The following is a 16,326-nucleotide window of genomic DNA, read 5'->3' on the forward strand; positions in this document are numbered from 1 at the left end:
TTTTACTTTAATTGGTATAACCCCAATATATTTTAAGTCTGAAACTAAAAAAGCAGCCTAAGTGGCTGCTTTTTCGTTTAATAACTTTATAGCGGTTTAGCTGGCAAGCCGTTTAGTTCGCTAACTGATTAATTAGAAAGCTTAGCCTCGACTTGCCCAAGTGCGCGTTGGTACATAAACCAAGCACATGTACCGGCAAGCACATTACCCACCATGGCACCCCAGAACAGGCCTTCAATACCAGCAAGCTGCGAACCAACCCACAAGCAAGGCAAGAAGAAGGCGAACAGGCGCAGTGCTGATATCGTTAAGGCAGTATAAGACTTACCAAGCGCATTCGAGATAGAAACCATCAGCATACAGATACCCAACGGCCCTAAACTGATAGGAACGATAAGTAAGTGGTAGTTCAAAATGGTCGAGACTTCGTCTTCGCTGGTCATGAGATTTGCCAACCCGCTAGAGAACACCCAAGTTACCAGTGCGATCACCAATTGGAATCCTAATACAAACATCACGGCAATCTTCACAAGACTACGTATGTTCCCTAGGTTCTTTTCTCCCAACATTCGGCCAATCATAGGTGGCATCGACATAGTCAGAGCAAGCACTGCAACAATCGAAAAGAACTCAAAACGTGAACCTAGCGCCCAAGCTGCAACGGCTGCTGTGCCGTAGCCTGCAAGCAGTTTGGTGGCGAGCATCGAAGAGACTGGTGGCAGTAGCTGACTGATCATCGCAGGCCCCATGATGTTTCCTATAGAACGAATACTCTTGCCGATATCAAGATCGTGCCAGTCGAATGTCATCCAATGCTTCTTAGTTACCTTAGGAGCAACGATAAAGATACCCGCACCGAACGCCAAGATGGTCGCAATCGCGGCTCCGTTGATGCCCATGTCGAGCGTGAATATGAAAATCGGGTCCAATATCAAGTTGATGATGCTGGTCGCGATCATCATCGAACCGGGCAGCATGGTATTACCATTGGCACGACACACACTGTAGAAAAAGTAGAGCAGTGCGCCTGTCCAAGAGCTTACCAGCCAATAGATCCAGTAATAATCAATGATCGGCAGTACCGTCGGTGGTGCATCGAGGAGTTGTAAAATAGGACCACGCAACAGATAGATGATGACCGAGAACAGCGCGACACTCACACTGCCCATCGCAACGACTAATCCGCCGAGCTGTTTGGCATAGCGTATCTCGTTAGCCCCAATAGCTCTCGCGATCACAGCCGTTGTCGCGATGCCTAGTCCGACTTGAATCCCGATAATGATCATCTGAATTGGTAGCGTGAAGCCTTGAACCGCGAGCGGCAGTACGCCTAACTGGCCAATAAAAGCACTGTCTACAAGTTGGAAGCTCATCAGGGAGAGCACCCCAAACAGCATTGGCCATGTCATTGTATAGAGTTGTCGCCCAAGAGAAGGCGAGGGAGTTGCGGTCGTAGAATTCATAACACTCTTATCAGTCTTGAAGGTAGGTTTGTCGTAGTGACAATCCACTCAATGAAGAATTGCGTAAAGGATAACGTAACGTTAGCTCGATACCAATAAATGTCATTAAATCTATCGATATTACCTTTGCACAGTTTCATCGGTATGTGAGCATTGTGCAATGCAACTTTATGCGTTCGCTTATTGAAATTTAAGGTGTCGTATCTTGTTTCTGAGTTTTATATTAGCGGATTGGGTCTAAAGGTTTTCCATTCGACTATTTCTAATGTTTCGCTTTATCCCGATAACTTGGTGGCGTGACTCCAACCCAACCTTTGAATGCACGATTGAAATTACTCAAGTCGCTGTAACCCACTTGCCAACTGATGTCTTGAACAGAAAGGTTGGTCTCTTCAAGTAGCTGTTTTGCTTTAGCTTCCCGAACTTGTTCTTTGGCTTGTTTAAAGAGAATGTTTTTGCTCTTCAGGTTTCTCTGCAGCGTTCGTTTTGTCATGCCGAGCATGGTCGCAAACCACTCAATATTGAACCAAGGTAGAGTCGCATAGGTGTCTATTAATATCTCGACAGCGTGATGCCAATCTTGGGTACTATTTCGTTCTGAAATGGCACGATAATCATCGGGCAGCGGAATCGAGAACGCACCGTATTGCTCTTCAAACTGAATATCAGAATCAAAGAAATGCTTAGGTAATTTACGTGCGCTGTTGTGCTTAGAGACCAACTTGGCGTGTGATGGTTGCCAGCGACTGTCAATGAACTTACGGCATAGGCTAATCACGGTCAGGGCGCGAAACCATTCTGCTTGTTCAAAACCTGAGGTCGATGGGTGATAGCAACTTCGATGACAAAGCCACCACAATCCATCGCTTTTTTCCGTCCATATGGTGACGTGATTACTTAAGGTCGATATTTCAGTAATCAAGCAGCGTACCGCTTGCTCGAGAGAAGTGCATTGTTCAATTTTTCGGTCTAGCTCAGGTGACAATTGCTCTAGAGAGGCCTTACGTCCAACCTCAATCCCTATCGAATCGCCAAACTTACGCTCAAGGCCATGAATGAAGCGAATCACGTCTTGTGTAGGAAGCCATTGATTGGATTGGGTCAGTTCAATGGGTAGACCGCACGCAACGGCGACGGTGCGCCAATCCAGTCTATGTTTGTCACAATACTGAATATATGGAGCAATGTTACTGGTCGAAGTGAGCAGTATGCTGGTGGTGTTCGATGATGCTTTCATTGTTTTGTGCCTACCATTAAATGTCATCAAGTGACCTAATTAAGTGTAGCGCATCTCCCTATACTTTTCCTAACCCAAACAGGAGAACAATTATGAAACTTAAACACATTGCCGTTCTAGTATCGTTAGCGACCCCATCATCATTTGCTCTTGCAGCAAACCCAGTTGAAGAAGCTCTGAAAGTTGAAGGTGCTCAAGTTACCTTGACCGTGAAAGAGGCGAGCACAGCATTTACCCCAAGTTTTACTGACTCAGCTCGTGAGTTATTCAATAACTTTCATTGGCAGATGGGCGGCGACCACAGCGTTTACTACAACATGCACATGAGTGAGTTTCTACCAACGGCACTGGCGGCTCCAAACGAAGAGTACAAGCCTTTAGTCAAAAATATCGACCCACGACTCGCTGCACTGAAAGTTGATACTGAAAGCAAAGGTCAGTTGACAATGGATGAGTACTTGGCGGATGAACAGTTCCGTACCCAAGGCTTTATGTTGATTCACAAAGGGGAGATCGTTTACGAAGCTTACCCAGGTATGAAGCCGACAGATACGCACGTTTGGGCATCTACAGCAAAAACGACGGTTGGCACAGTGATCGCAATGTTAGTGGAAGAGGGCAAAGTCGACCCTGAAAAAGAGATCGCTGAGTATGTTTCTGAATTGAAAGGAACGAACTGGGATGGCATCACAGTACACCAAGTTCTGAACATGTCGACCGCGCTAGACAATGAAGAGACATTAGAGTCTATCTTGAACCCAGACTCTGATGTGGTGCGTTTCTTTGCGGCATCGTTTAACTCACCTCGTGCAAAAACGGGTGAAATGGAAACTTGGATGGAAGTGGCTCAAGGTGCACAGAAACTGGAAGGTGAAAAAGCCGGTGACCATTTCCGTTACGCATCTATCAACACCATGGTGCTGACTAAGTTAGTTGAAAACGTTGAGAACAAAACTTGGACTCAAGTATTCGAAGATCGTGTTTGGTCAAAAGTGCACGCACGTCAACCAATGCAATTCAACTTGACGCCAGATGGCATGGCGATCGCGGTTGGCTTGGTTTCATCAACGGTAGAAGATATGGCTCGCTGGGGAACACTATTTACACCTAGCTGGAAAGCGGTGGCTGATGAGCCAGTGGTGTCACAAGCTGTGATTGATCGTATCCGCAACGGCGGTGATCCAAAAGCATTCGTAGGTACTAGCAAAGAGAGCAGTTCACTGCACGCATACAACGAAAAAGCAGACTACAACGCATACCAGTTTGATTTCATTTTCAACGATGGTGCGATGTCGAAAAGCGGCAACCTAGGCCAATTTATTTACATCGATCCGGCGCGTGACTTTGTGGGTGTGATGTTCTCAACCAACCCATACCACTCAGGTTTTGGTGAGAATAAAGGCCCTGCACTAATGCGTTCGGCAGCAAAACTACTTGCTGACAAGTAATCTATTTATTACCTAACAGGATGTTCCAGGCTTCAAGGAGGAAGCAAACGACTTTCGAGAGATATAATGAAAAAGTTTGCTCTATTAATCCCGTTGAGTTTAGGTCTAGCCCTTCCTGCACATGCCGATTCAGATTCCGAACGTGTTATCGATCCTGCTGATGTCACTAAAGTTTATACTCAAGCTGCATTGATGCTGAATGGTAGTTCAGATATCCAATTTCAAGGGCAAGTTTCTGGCGGTTTAGAAAACGGTCAGCAGTTTGCCCTACTGGCCGAAGGGACGTTTGTCGATGAAAGCAACACAGCGCTTCGCGATCCAGACAAATTCGGTACAGAGTACAGCAACTCTAGAATTCAGTACTTCCACGTCTTTGAAACAGGGACGAAAGCTACGCCTAAAGTGGGTCTTTCATTAGATTATATTAATACGCGCAACAGTATTAAAAATGACTTATTGTCGGTTGGCGGTGTTGTTGCGATTAATCCAGCTTATACCGGTGGATTCCTGGTATTTCCAAGAGCAGGACTGATGACTGGTAGTATGGAGATCCCTGGCGTCACTTCATCTAAAGATGATTTAACGGGATACTCGCTTGGTTTGATTACCGCGAAGCATCTCGGTGACTCTGGCGCTTATGTGTCTTTGGTTCCTGAGTGGCAAGATCTTTCTGGTGATGATATCGACATGCAAAACTTCTCATTTAAAACATCGTTAAATGTGCCGATGAACACTGCAAGAACTTGGTGGTTGAATACGCGCTATGACATTACCAAAGCGGATGTTGATGTGAAAGGTGTGTCAATGCCGAATGGTTGGCAAACCGAAGCTTGGGTTGGTGTGAGATACTACTTCTAGCGCTCTAGCCAGCTAATTTGCAAAGAACCTAAAAAAGCCAGTCAATGTGACTGGCTTTTGTCGTTTAGGTACTGCGTAAAACGTTACTTATTTATTAGCAACGTTACCTAGCTTCAACCACGTATCGATAACCGTATCCGGGTTTAGTGAAACAGAGCTGATGCCTTGCTCCATTAACCACTCTGCTAGGTCGTCATGGTCAGATGGGCCTTGGCCACAAATGCCCACGTATTTACCCGCTTTGGTTGCTGCATCGATCGCCATTTTCAGCATTGCTTTCACGGCTGGGTTACGCTCATCGAATAGGTGTGCCACGTCACCTGAATCTCGGTCTAGGCCAAGCGTCAGCTGTGTCATGTCGTTTGAGCCGATAGAGAAGCCATCGAAGTACTTCAAGAACTCATCAGCCAAGATTGCGTTCGATGGTAGCTCACACATCATGATCACTTTCAGACCTTGGTCGCCACGGCGAAGGTCGAATTTAGCCAGAATGTCGATAACCGATGCCGCTTCGCTTGGAGTGCGAACGAATGGGATCATGATTTCAACGTTCTTAAGGCCCATTTCGTTGCGAACGCGTTTGATCGCTTGAGTTTCTAGCTCGAAACAGTCTTCGAATACTGGTGAGATGTAACGAGATGCACCACGGAAGCCCAGCATTGGGTTCTCTTCATGCGGTTCAAACGTTTTACCGCCGACTAGGTTGCTGTACTCGTTCGACTTAAAGTCAGACATACGTACGATCACACGCTTAGGCCAGAATGCAGAAGCGATAGTCGCGATGCCTTCTGTTAATTTGCTTACGTAGAAATCGATAGGATCTTTGTAGCCACGAATACGTTCGTTGATTTCCGCTTTTAGCTCATCCGTTTGTGCATCGAAGTTAAGCAGCGCTTTAGGGTGAATACCGATCATCTTGTTGATGATGAATTCTAGACGAGCAAGGCCAACACCTTCGTTCGGGATTTGTGCAAAGTCGAAGGCACGATCTGGGTTACCCACGTTCATCATCACTTTAGTCGGTAGCATTGGTAGCTCATCAACCTCAGAACGTTTGATTTCAAAGTCGAGTTCGCCGTTGTAAACGTAGCCTGTTTCGCCTTCTGAACATGACACTGTCACGGTATCGCCATCGTTTAGGCTGCTTGTTGCGCTGCCACAACCAACGATTGCTGGAATGCCTAGCTCACGAGCAATGATCGCAGCGTGACAAGTACGGCCGCCACGGTTAGTGACAATCGCAGATGCTTTCTTCATAACAGGTTCCCAATCAGGGTCTGTCATGTCTGTTACCAGTACGTCGCCTTCTTGAACCAGTGACATTTGGTCTAGTGAATCAACCAAACGAACTGGGCCAGAACCGATACGTTGACCGATTGCGCGGCCTTCAACCAAGACATCCGCCTTATTGTTTAGCTCGTAACGCTCGATAACGTTTTGATCGCTTTGAGAACATACGGTTTCTGGGCGAGCCTGAACGATGTAAAGCTTGCCGTCGATGCCATCTTTCGCCCACTCAATGTCCATTGGACGTTGGTAGTGCTTCTCGATGATCATCGCTTGTTTTGCTAGCTCTTTGATCTCTTCATCGTTGAGTGAGAACTTGTTACGCTCTTGAGTGTCGGTGTCGATGATATCGACTTGCTTGCCGATTTCTTGATTGGTCGAGTAGATCATCTTGATCAACTTAGAACCAAACGTCTTTTTAACGATTGGGTAGTGACCCGCTTCTAACATTGGCTTGTGAACGTAGAACTCGTCTGGGTTCACTGCGCCCTGTACAACCATTTCACCCAAGCCCCAAGAAGAGGTGATGAATACCACTTGGTCGAAGCCAGACTCAGTATCAAGCGTGAACATCACACCTGAAGAGGCTTTGTCTGAGCGAACCATGCGCTGGATACCCGCAGACAATGAAATGCCACGGTGGTCAAAGCCTTGGTGTACACGGTAAGAGATAGCGCGGTCGTTAAACAGTGACGCGTAAACGTGCTTGGTTGCTTCGAGTACCGCGTCGATGCCTTTCACGTTAAGGAAGGTTTCTTGCTGGCCTGCGAAAGAAGCATCTGGAAGATCTTCTGCGGTTGCCGATGAACGAACCGCTACAGACAATTCTTCGTTGTCTTCAATTAGCTCACGGTAGTTCTCACGGATGTCTTGCTCTAGTGATTCTGGGAAGGGTGCATCTAGAACCCATTGTCGAATCGTTGCACCTGTCTTACGCAGGGCGTCAACGTCTTCAACATCAAGTTCATCAAGTAGTTGGTGAATGCGCTCATCAAGACCTTTGTAATCAAGAAAGTCGTTAAACGCATAAGAGGTGGTAGCAAAACCATTAGGTACAGAAACACCAGCATTGGACAGGTTAGAAACCATCTCGCCCAGTGAGGCGTTCTTACCGCCGACTTTGTCGACATCTTCCATGGATAGGCCATTGAACCATAGGGTATTATTTTGCATTTATTTCTCCAGAAACATAGCAAGCATTGTAGGGATTTAAAGGCAAACGATTACGTGTCAGTTTAAAAAAATGTAAATTATTTTTTAAAGCTGTGGGGGACGTAATAGTCAGCAGGGTTTCGTTATATATATTATGGTTCCCATCCTACTCAAAATAATTTTAAACATTAAATAAAAAATGCAAATTGATATCCAAAGTCGTGATGTATTCTATGTTTCTGATGGAACGGCCATAACATGTGAGACTTTAGGGCATGTTGTTCTAGGTCAATTCCCTTTTAAAGCCAATGAAAAAACCTTTCCGTTTGTGGAAAGTGAGGACAAACTTTCTGATTTATTAAAAGAGATTGAAATTTCGTATCGTGATACCGGATTAGAACCGCTAGTGTTCTTTTCGATTGTGATACCTGATATCAAAACCAAATTGCTAGAAGCGCCCGCGCACTGTTATGACGTGTTAGAGAGCATCGTGCAGAAAGTACAGGATGACATTCAGATGGCGCCTGTTCCTAAGTTGCAGCGCTCACGCAGTGTAAACAAGGACTCGGTGAAGTATTTCGACCGTATTGCTGCGATTGAGTACACGCTCGCGCATGATGATGGCATCACGCTAAAAGGGCTGGAAGAAGCCGACATCATCTTGTTGGGTGTTTCTCGAAGTGGCAAAACACCAACAAGTTTGTATATGGCGATGCAGTTTGGCTTACGCGTAGCAAACTACCCATTTATCCACGATGACTTGGCACGCTTAAAGCTGTTGCCAGAGTTTGAGATTTACCGACATAAGCTGTTTGGTTTGACCATTGATGCAGAAAGGCTCACTGAAATTCGTGAGAACCGCTTAGCAGGCAGCGAATACGCCAGTGACTCACAATGTTTGTATGAATTGCAAACGGTAGAGGCGATGTTCCGTCGAGAAGCGATACCTTACATCAACACCTCTTCACTATCGGTTGAAGAAATTTCGACACGAATCTTGGAGCGAACAGGTTTGAGAAGGCGTCTGCTGTAAGACAAAGCCTTAGAGAAATAGAATGGCCAGATAAAAGAAAATCGAAGCTCGCAGTTTACACCTGAGAGCTTCGATTTTTTGTTTGTGCTCGTTGTAGTCGCTTGCGAGTCAGAGCTTGCTTTCTTAATCGAGATAGCTTTCTAGCGAAGTAAAGACAGCTTTAGCGTTTCGCTTTTCTTTTCTAACCAGCGTTCAAGTGCTGGTGGCCAACTGATGCTTGGTTCTACGCAAAAGCCACGAAGCATCGAGAAATACACCGCTTGATCGATTAGAGGCAGTGATGACTCACCATTCTCTAGATCCAGTAAGAGTTCGGCATCTTTCAGTAATGGGTTAATCAGTTGAACGAACTGAGGCGTCTTTTCTAACAGTTCTTCAAAGTTAAAACCTTCGGTCTCTTTACTGGCACGCCAAGCTTCTTTGGCTCCAGAAGAGCGATATTCAGCCAAGTCGAGGTTCCACCAACGTGGGCGTCCAATCTGTTGAGTAAGAGGGAATGCGCGAGTTTGGAACACAGTCACTTGCTCAGATGGCACACGCTGCTCATCGCTTGATTTCAAGTCCATGAAGTACGCGATGATATCTAGGCTCTCTGCCATGATAGAGCCATCGTCTTTTTGTAAGACGGGCACCATCTTTTTACCGATCAGATCGATAAGGGTTTGGGCATCATCATAATCGACAGAAACAAGCTCAATGTTCAAGCCTAGCGATTGAGCAATGTAGGAGACTCTTGCACAGAAAGGGCAGTGGCCGTAAATGTAAAGCTTCATAGCTTCCCTCATTCGGGTCTTTCTTAGTATAAGATGATGCTAATGTACCAGAAACTTTCGCAGACAATAAGCCTTTGTTAACAAGAACTATTCACTGCGATTAAGTGCTCGGGGATATCAAGAGAACGATGGGAATAAGCACTTAGTGTAGAAACTCGTTGCCTAATTCTATTGTCAGTTGAGTGCGGTTTTATTGTAACGAGTAAGCGAATGAGAAAGCTAGTGGGTAAATTACAGGCATAAAAAAGGCTCTGGCTGCTTACTCTAATGCAGAAGAGTGAAGTCAGCCAAAGCCTCAATTTTGTTACCTTTAGTAGAGTGACTACTAAAAGGGCAGAGTGGTTAAACTATGCTTTTTTAAGATCTTGCGCTGGGTAAGTAAGCGTCATTGCGCCTTCTACCGTTGTAACGTGAACGTAGCCGCCACCAGCACTTAGGCCAGTTACTACCATTTCACCTAGTTCAACACCTTTTGTTGCTACAACGCGATCATCAACTGAAAACACTTTACACACCTTCAATAAATTAAATAAATACGATAGATATCGAACGCGGATTTAAACAGATGGGACCTCAATCAACTAATCCGGTTATTTGTCGTAAAGATTAAATTCAGTTATGTATAAATAATTATGTATTAAAAATCAGTTTGTTAACTTACGCTGTGACGTTATTTATCCGCTGGATACACTACACCAACTTGTTGGCGCATCTCTGTAATTAACTTCGCAACCGTTAAAGCGCGCAGTTGGGCCTGCGCTTGTGTTGCGTTGTCGCCAGCAATGCAGCTAGCAAAGGCCTGCGCTTCGTAACTCATGGAGTTTTCGCTTTGTGCTTGAGTAAGGTTTTCTACCGTGCCATCGCGGTAGCGGATCTTAACGTCAGTACATTCAGCGATGTGATCGATGATGATCGCCCCTAATTCACCTTGGATCTCGCTTGGCGCATAAGAGTCGCTGACTTTGGAGTGCGCAAGGGTCACATCAAACTCAGGGTATTGGAAGATCGCACAGCCATGAGCATCGACACCTGAATCAAGTAGCTTTGCAGAAGCCTGTGCGTTTTCAGGTTTGCCAAATAGCGCGACTGTCGCGGCAACACAGTAAAAGCCAATATCGACCAATGAGCCGTTAGAAAAAGCTGGGTTGAAGGTATTTGGGTTCTCGCCGTTTAGGTATTTTTGGTAGCGCGATGAATACTGGCAGTAGTTGATGTGTGCTTTATGTACCTTGCCAATCTTTTCTAACCCAAGTTGAACTTGCTTAAAGTTCGGTAGGAATTGAGATTTATACGCCTCAAACAGCACCACACCGTTTTTCTCAGCGACTTCGAACATGCGTGTTGCTTCATCAATATTTGATGCAACCGGCTTTTCACAGATAACATGCTTGCCGTGTTCCATCATGAAGATAGATTGCTCGCAATGCAGTGAGTTAGGGGAAGCGATGTACACGGCTTCTACAGTGTTGTCATTGGCCAATGCGTCGAGTGAGTCATACGTGGTTTCAACGTCAAATTCTTGGGCGAACTGTGCCGCGCTGTCTAGATTTCGAGAGTAAACCGCAGCAAGTTGCATCGATTGAGATTCGTGCGCAGCTTGAACAAACTTTTGTGTAATCCAATTGGTTCCAATTACAGCAAACTTAATCATATAGGTATCCAGTCGTTAGTCGTCGTTAGTATATTGATTCTGCAGAGATAGTAGCACTCAACGGCTGGCAATGTGCCTGAGATTTACGGAACAATTTCCCTAAACATAGTGCCTAATATTAATGTTCAGCCTTTACAGAGCGTCTGAGTTGACCAGTGTAACGGTGCACAACTAAGCCATTTTTGCTAAGGTGCTATTGAATTCAAACAAGGTGATGATATGCAAATCCGGACGGCCAAGGTAACTGATATTAACGCGATCTTAGCGCTCTCTGAGCAGATAAACCGTCAACATCATCTTGGTGCGCCTATGGTATTTGCACCAGCGTCACAAGGCTTGGCCGACAGTGAAGAGTATTGGTTAGGTTTGATGCTTGACCCACTTGGCGCTTTCTTGGTTGCAGTAGACGACAAGCAAGTCGTTGGCTTTTTAGCGGGTAAGGTAACGCAGAACAAAGGCGTCAGTTTTATTCAGCCGCACAAGGTGGCAAGGGTCAATACGATTGTGGTGAACGATCAGGTTCAGAGCAAAGGTGCTGGTCGAGCGTTAATGAAGTCTTTTAATCAATGGGCGCAGGCGAGAGGAGCGATAGAACTTAGGTTGGAGGTAATGGAGTTTAACCAACAAGCTCAGGGTTTCTATGAGTCGTTAGGAATGGAAACTCAGTCACGAACCATGTCCATGCGTTTTGAGGAGATCTAAAGGTGCGTCTGTTTCTGCCTTTATCACTGTGTTTACTGTTTGTGGCTTCGAACGCGAATGCTGAGCAAGTCGTGGTCGAGAAAATAGTCTCTGACGCGACCGCTATCGAAACCATCGTATTCGAGTCTGCACCGGCTCATTCTCAACGTGTCTCAACGTCTTCATCTAACTCAACCTCTTCCACGAGCTCAAACTCCGAGCATGTGATTATTGTGGATGATGTTCTTAACAGTAGCCCTGATGAAAAGGTAGCTCAGTTTTCTCAAGGGTCATCGAAACGTCCACCTCAAAGTTCCTCTCGACAGTTTTACAACGTACCGGATAGCGCATCTGAGATAGATTCGCTGTCGCAAGTGGTTACGTTAGTTAAAGTCGATAAATCGAAACGTAGGATGTATCTGCTAAAAGGTGAAGAGGTGATTCAGGAGTTTCGTATTGCGCTAGGCAAACAACCGAAAGGGCATAAACGCTTTGAAGGGGACAACCGAACGACGGAAGGGGAATACCAGCTCGATTATGTGATGGAAGAGTCGGACTTTTATCGCTCAGTACATATTAACTATCCGCAACCTTCGGATATGCAATGGGCAGAGCAAAATGATGTAGATCCTGGAGGAAACATCAAAATCCATGGCATCAAAAACGGCGAGCGTCGTTCGCCGAGCTTTATTCAAAGTTTTGATTGGACGGATGGCTGTATCGCGTTAACCAATCAAGATATGGATGAGTTTCTCCAACTTGTAAAAATGGGTACCCCTATCCATATCGAATGGTAGTCATTGGTACCCAGTTTTCTTAATCACTTTCCGCAGTCAATTAGCGCAATCAATTCGCGAAACCAATTCGTAAAAGCAACGTCCAAAATTAAACGCTAAAGCCGTTACAGTAAGACTCGACCTGCACTGAATATTGCAATCACAATCAGCAATGCAATGGTGACTGGCTTAAACTTCGCTCCACCAAACCTCTCAAACAATTTTGAACCGACATAGCCGCCAAACATGCTGCTTGGTAAGAGTGCTAGAGTAAGCCAGACCACATCACGATCGACTAACCCTGCGATAGAGGCCGTAACAAAGGCGCTGGAATCAGCTAGTACAAAGAACGCAATCAGGCCGGCTCTGGCAATGTGTGGTGCGACAGGACCTGCCAATGCATGCGTGCCAACCGGAGGGCCTGACATTGAAGCTGCGCCATTCATAACCCCCGCAAGACTGCCTAGAATATAGGGAGCAAATCTAGGTTCGCTTTTGTATTGGAACCCTTTGTAGATCATGATTGCTGACGCAAAAATGAAGGCACTGATGATCAAGATGATCGTGTTTTGGCTAACGGATTTAAGCAACAGCAAGCCGATGGGCGTGAAGGCCAAACAAGGGATAAATACCTTTGAAACCCATCGCCAATTTACGTGATGTTTAACCTTCGGCAGCAATTGGATATTGCCTAACAGGTCGATCAGCATGAAAACAGGAACCAGTTCAATAACAGGTACGAATAACGCACTCAATGGCAATGCCACTAAGGTGAAACCAAAACCTGAGAAGCCACGAACAATAGCGGCGAAAATGAAGATTGCACCCAAAATTGGGAAGGTTGGACTAAAAATGAGATCCATAAATTAAGTAACCAATGAAGCTGTCTAAATAGAGCGAGCTAATGAAACCAAGTGAGTAGCGGAATGTACTCCTACTCACTTGTGTTTGCTACCTAATTTTAAGGTTTCCCGAGAGTTAATTTTAAAGTCTCTCGGGGTTGTTTTTGCGGTATTTGTTTGGTCAATTTATAGAGGTAAATTGATTCGGAAAATCAGTGAATACGGCATCTACTTTTGAGATGAATTTGAAGTGAGACGGATCGTTTACTGTGTAGCACCATGTTTGGATGTTTGCTTCACTGAGTGTATCAAGATCGCTCTGATTCACATGCTCGTAGTTCATGTGACAGCTGAACGCTTTAACCTCGTCAATCAACATCAAGTCGGCTTGAGTCAGTTGCTCTGTGATCACACCTACGCGGTATCTCGGCAGGTGACGAGCCATTTCAGAAACGACTTGATGGCTGAAACTTGAAAGCAGCACTCTGTCGGTGTCTAGATTTGAACGAATCAACTCGGTATGCAGCAAATCAACGACATGAGGCGCTTGATGTCGACTGTCGACTTTGATCTCTAAATTCACGCTGAGATCATGCTGTTCAGCAAGCGCGAGCAACTCTTCCAACGTTAATATTCTTTCACCTGCGAACTGCTCAGACTTCCAACTGCCAAAATCAAGCTGACGCAGTTCTGCAAGGGTGTGTTCGTCGACACGCCCCTTGCCATCGCTGCAACGCTCAAGGGTGTGGTCGTGACAAACCACAAGTTGATCATCCTGAGTTGGCTGAATATCTACTTCAATCCATTTCAAGCCGAGTTTAGCGGCTTGTTCAATGCTTGCTTTGGTATTTTCTGGGTGAGTACCTGCTACACCCCGATGACCTACGATGATAGACGACATAATTAATCCTTCTTAAAGACGCACCGTAAAAACGCATTAAATATCAGTGTACTCGATTAAGCGAGAGCCGTCGTTATGCTTGTCGTCTCTTCGCGTGACTCTTGTGAAGTAAAGTTATTCGGCTGAATACGCTTCCCACGACTGTCAAAAATATGCAGGTTGGATTTATTAATGCTTACTCCGAGCGGCAGTACTTGGCATAGTGTCGTTTCTGGCGTGACGGCGATAAAGGGTTGGTCGTTCACCAGGCCATGAACCAATTGATTCGGCCCCAATGGCTCAACCACACTGATACGCAGTTCGAGAGGCAAGGTGTTCATTTTTAATTCGGAACAAACCTCAGAGTGTTCAGGGCGAATGCCAAGCGTGATAGTCGCGTTCTTAACGTGCGCGTACTCTGGCAGGTACATTTGTTGATCACCGATTTCAAGATAGCCATCATCGAGCGTGGCAGTTAGGAAGTTCATCGCGGGGCTGCCAATAAAGCTTGCCACAAAGGTACTGGCAGGCTGGTGGTAAACTTCTCTTGGTGTGCCGACTTGTTCTATCTGACCTTTGTTGAGAACCACGATTCTATCTGCCAGTGTCATGGCTTCGACTTGGTCATGAGTCACGTAAACACTGGTTACGCCTAGCTCGCGTTGTAGCTTTTTGATTTCTAACCTCATGTGAGCGCGCAATGAGGCATCTAGGTTAGACAAAGGTTCGTCAAACAAGAACAGCTGTGGGTCGCGAACGATCGCTCGCCCCATAGCAACACGTTGACGTTGACCACCAGAAAGTTTGGCTGGCTTGCGGTCTAGATATTCTTCGATCTTCAGTGTTTTGGCGACTTTCTCAATTTTATCTTCAATAAGGTGCTGACTGACACCTCGGTTCTTTAAGCCATAAGCGAGGTTCTTATACACCGTCATGTGAGGGTAGAGCGCGTAATTTTGAAAGACCATTGCGATATCTCGTTGAGCTGGCTTTTCGTTATCAACACGGCGGCCGCCCAAGTGAATCTCACCGCCAGAGATGCTTTCCAACCCCGCTATTGAACGTAGGATAGAAGACTTGCCGCAACCCGATGGGCCAACCAACACAAGAAATTCACCCTTTTCGATATCAAGCGAGACATCTTTCACTGCACGATGACCGTTCTCATAAGTCTTTACCAAGTTTTTGATGCCTAACATGGTAGGTGCTTTGTGCGTATGGTTGTGAGTGGCTTGGGTGTGCCCTAACGTTTGTTTTAACTTTGGCATCGGGGTGTCCTCTGTATTTTTGTGGATAGCTTGGTGAGAATGCAGGTGAGACATCTTGTACTCAGCGAGTGATTGAATGCGGTTATCGTTCATTTGATTTTTGTCGTTATTATTTTTCACTTTCTACTAGCCCTTTTACAAACCAACGTTGAAATACAACCACCACTAAAACGGGTGGCAACATAGCTAAAATCACCATGGCAAAAACATAGTCGTAGCGCGGTAAACTGGTTTCATTGATGTTGTTGAGTACTTGTTTGATGCCCATCACGATGGTGTTGTAGCCTTCGTCCGTGGTCATCATGATTGGCCACAGATATTGGTTCCAACCCACCACAAACATGATGATGAAGATTGCGGCAATCATGGTTTTAGACAGTGGCAATAAGATGTCGACAAAGAATCGAAATGGACCTGCGTTATCTAGCTGAGCGGCTTCTAACAATTCATCGGGGATGGTTTTGAAGAACTGCCTAAAAAAGAACGTCGCGGTGGCTGAGGCGATCAAAGGCAGAATTAAACCTGTGTAGCTATTAAGCAGCCCAAGCCCAGCGACAACCTCATAGGAAGGGATGATGCGCACTTCTAATGGCAGCAAAAGCGTCACGAAGATCAACCAGAACCAAGCTGTAGCATAAGGCAGTCTGAAGTAGACCAAAGCATACGCAGCCATCATCGAAATGATGATCTTACCGATCGCAAAACCTAGCCCCATGATCATCGAGTTGGCGATCATTTTGCTGGCGGTGACTTCGCCACTGAAGCCCATGCTTTTGTTCCAAGCTTCGCTATAAATGGCCGTAAAGTTATCGCCTGGTACCCATTGCAGGCCTTCGCTGACAATGGTGTTCGGGTTATGCGTCGAGCTGGCGAAGATTAGCCAGATAGGGACCAACATGAACAGCATCCCAGCAATTAGAATTAGGTGGTCATAGACCTTATTACTTTTCATAAATAACTCCTGTCGCGTTAAATCC

The 16,326-nt window shown here is 45.6% G+C and carries 15 protein-coding genes; 5 read left to right on the forward strand and 10 right to left on the reverse strand.

The window, feature by feature from the left end:
- Positions 1 to 128: 128 nt before the first annotated feature.
- Both AB4503_RS06990 and AB4503_RS06995 read right to left on the reverse strand, forming a co-directional pair.
- On the reverse strand, positions 129 to 1,463 hold the full coding sequence (locus AB4503_RS06990) for an MATE family efflux transporter (RefSeq protein ID WP_372114076.1): 1,335 nt from the start codon (positions 1,461 to 1,463) through the stop codon (positions 129 to 131).
- Positions 1,464 to 1,725: 262 nt separating this feature from the next.
- Positions 1,726 to 2,700 carry a helix-turn-helix domain-containing protein gene (locus AB4503_RS06995; protein WP_372114078.1) on the reverse strand — a complete coding sequence of 325 codons (975 nt, stop codon included), beginning with the start codon at positions 2,698 to 2,700 and terminating at the stop codon, positions 1,726 to 1,728.
- 92 nt (positions 2,701 to 2,792) lie between these two features.
- On the opposite strand from AB4503_RS06995, the gene AB4503_RS07000 reads away from it, so the two are divergent.
- Both AB4503_RS07000 and AB4503_RS07005 read left to right on the forward strand, forming a co-directional pair.
- Entirely contained in the window at positions 2,793 to 4,148 is a 1,356-nt protein-coding gene (locus AB4503_RS07000) for a serine hydrolase (RefSeq protein WP_017060556.1), read from the forward strand.
- A 66-nt stretch (positions 4,149 to 4,214) separates the two neighbouring features.
- The gene (locus AB4503_RS07005; RefSeq protein ID WP_017064910.1) at positions 4,215 to 5,006 is read left to right on the forward strand and encodes a hypothetical protein; all 792 of its coding nucleotides are present in this window, start codon (positions 4,215 to 4,217) and stop codon (positions 5,004 to 5,006) included.
- Positions 5,007 to 5,093: 87 nt separating this feature from the next.
- Here the strand turns inward: AB4503_RS07005 and ppsA are convergent, their stop codons facing one another.
- Positions 5,094 to 7,466 (reverse strand): phosphoenolpyruvate synthase, encoded by a 2,373-nt coding sequence (ppsA, locus tag AB4503_RS07010; protein WP_372114080.1) that lies wholly within the window; start codon positions 7,464 to 7,466, stop codon positions 5,094 to 5,096.
- A 178-nt stretch (positions 7,467 to 7,644) separates the two neighbouring features.
- Between ppsA and AB4503_RS07015 the strand changes: the two genes are divergently transcribed.
- Positions 7,645 to 8,478, forward strand: coding sequence for a pyruvate, water dikinase regulatory protein (locus AB4503_RS07015; protein WP_017060559.1), 834 nt, complete (start codon positions 7,645 to 7,647; stop codon positions 8,476 to 8,478).
- Positions 8,479 to 8,618: 140 nt separating this feature from the next.
- On the opposite strand, the gene grxB is transcribed toward AB4503_RS07015, so the two are convergent.
- The 3 genes from grxB to AB4503_RS07030 all read right to left on the reverse strand — a co-directional run bounded on the left by grxB (position 8,619) and on the right by AB4503_RS07030 (position 10,902).
- Entirely contained in the window at positions 8,619 to 9,251 is a 633-nt protein-coding gene (gene grxB / locus AB4503_RS07020; protein ID WP_017067268.1) for a glutaredoxin 2, read from the reverse strand.
- A 347-nt stretch (positions 9,252 to 9,598) separates the two neighbouring features.
- Entirely contained in the window at positions 9,599 to 9,757 is a 159-nt protein-coding gene (locus AB4503_RS07025; RefSeq protein WP_004733064.1) for a hypothetical protein, read from the reverse strand.
- A 164-nt stretch (positions 9,758 to 9,921) separates the two neighbouring features.
- Complete coding sequence (locus AB4503_RS07030) at positions 9,922 to 10,902, reverse strand: Gfo/Idh/MocA family protein (RefSeq protein WP_017060561.1); 981 nt, start codon at positions 10,900 to 10,902, stop codon at positions 9,922 to 9,924.
- A 219-nt stretch (positions 10,903 to 11,121) separates the two neighbouring features.
- Here AB4503_RS07030 and AB4503_RS07035 point away from each other — a divergent pair, with 219 nt between their 5' ends.
- Together AB4503_RS07035 and AB4503_RS07040 are read left to right on the forward strand one after the other, a co-directional pair.
- On the forward strand, positions 11,122 to 11,604 hold the full coding sequence (locus AB4503_RS07035) for a GNAT family N-acetyltransferase (RefSeq protein WP_017064907.1): 483 nt from the start codon (positions 11,122 to 11,124) through the stop codon (positions 11,602 to 11,604).
- A gap of 2 nt (positions 11,605 to 11,606) precedes the next feature.
- On the forward strand, positions 11,607 to 12,380 hold the full coding sequence (locus AB4503_RS07040) for a murein L,D-transpeptidase family protein (protein ID WP_372114082.1): 774 nt from the start codon (positions 11,607 to 11,609) through the stop codon (positions 12,378 to 12,380).
- A 104-nt stretch (positions 12,381 to 12,484) separates the two neighbouring features.
- Here the strand turns inward: AB4503_RS07040 and AB4503_RS07045 are convergent, their stop codons facing one another.
- From AB4503_RS07045 to ugpE, 4 genes are all read right to left on the reverse strand, one after another.
- Complete coding sequence (locus AB4503_RS07045; RefSeq protein ID WP_372114084.1) at positions 12,485 to 13,222, reverse strand: sulfite exporter TauE/SafE family protein; 738 nt, start codon at positions 13,220 to 13,222, stop codon at positions 12,485 to 12,487.
- Positions 13,223 to 13,382: 160 nt separating this feature from the next.
- Positions 13,383 to 14,102, reverse strand: a complete 720-nt coding sequence (locus AB4503_RS07050) for a glycerophosphodiester phosphodiesterase family protein (RefSeq protein ID WP_372114085.1) — start codon at positions 14,100 to 14,102, stop codon at positions 13,383 to 13,385.
- Between the two features lie 56 nt (positions 14,103 to 14,158).
- Positions 14,159 to 15,469, reverse strand: coding sequence for a sn-glycerol-3-phosphate ABC transporter ATP-binding protein UgpC (ugpC, locus tag AB4503_RS07055; protein WP_372114087.1), 1,311 nt, complete (start codon positions 15,467 to 15,469; stop codon positions 14,159 to 14,161).
- The gene (gene ugpE, locus AB4503_RS07060) at positions 15,459 to 16,301 is read right to left on the reverse strand and encodes a sn-glycerol-3-phosphate ABC transporter permease UgpE (RefSeq protein ID WP_017071585.1); all 843 of its coding nucleotides are present in this window, start codon (positions 16,299 to 16,301) and stop codon (positions 15,459 to 15,461) included. The genes ugpC and ugpE overlap by 11 nt, the downstream gene beginning before the upstream one ends.
- Positions 16,302 to 16,326: the final 25 nt, after the last annotated feature.

The sequence above is a fragment of the Vibrio sp. 10N.222.55.B11 genome (genome assembly GCF_041473705.1).
GTDB lineage: Bacteria > Pseudomonadota > Gammaproteobacteria > Enterobacterales > Vibrionaceae > Vibrio > Vibrio crassostreae_C.

Coding starts and splice junctions, on each gene's coding strand:
- ugpE (WP_017071585.1), bottom strand. CDS start 16,301: ATGAAAAGTAATAAGGTCTATGACCACCTAATTCTAATTGCTGGGATG.
- AB4503_RS07045 (WP_372114084.1), bottom strand. CDS start 13,222: ATGGATCTCATTTTTAGTCCAACCTTCCCAATTTTGGGTGCAATCTTC.
- AB4503_RS07015 (WP_017060559.1), top strand. CDS start 7,645: ATGCAAATTGATATCCAAAGTCGTGATGTATTCTATGTTTCTGATGGA.
- grxB (WP_017067268.1), bottom strand. CDS start 9,251: ATGAAGCTTTACATTTACGGCCACTGCCCTTTCTGTGCAAGAGTCTCC.
- ppsA (WP_372114080.1), bottom strand. CDS start 7,466: ATGCAAAATAATACCCTATGGTTCAATGGCCTATCCATGGAAGATGTC.
- AB4503_RS07035 (WP_017064907.1), top strand. CDS start 11,122: ATGCAAATCCGGACGGCCAAGGTAACTGATATTAACGCGATCTTAGCG.
- AB4503_RS06995 (WP_372114078.1), bottom strand. CDS start 2,700: ATGAAAGCATCATCGAACACCACCAGCATACTGCTCACTTCGACCAGT.
- AB4503_RS07005 (WP_017064910.1), top strand. CDS start 4,215: ATGAAAAAGTTTGCTCTATTAATCCCGTTGAGTTTAGGTCTAGCCCTT.
- AB4503_RS07000 (WP_017060556.1), top strand. CDS start 2,793: ATGAAACTTAAACACATTGCCGTTCTAGTATCGTTAGCGACCCCATCA.
- AB4503_RS06990 (WP_372114076.1), bottom strand. CDS start 1,463: ATGAATTCTACGACCGCAACTCCCTCGCCTTCTCTTGGGCGACAACTC.
- AB4503_RS07050 (WP_372114085.1), bottom strand. CDS start 14,102: ATGTCGTCTATCATCGTAGGTCATCGGGGTGTAGCAGGTACTCACCCA.
- AB4503_RS07030 (WP_017060561.1), bottom strand. CDS start 10,902: ATGATTAAGTTTGCTGTAATTGGAACCAATTGGATTACACAAAAGTTT.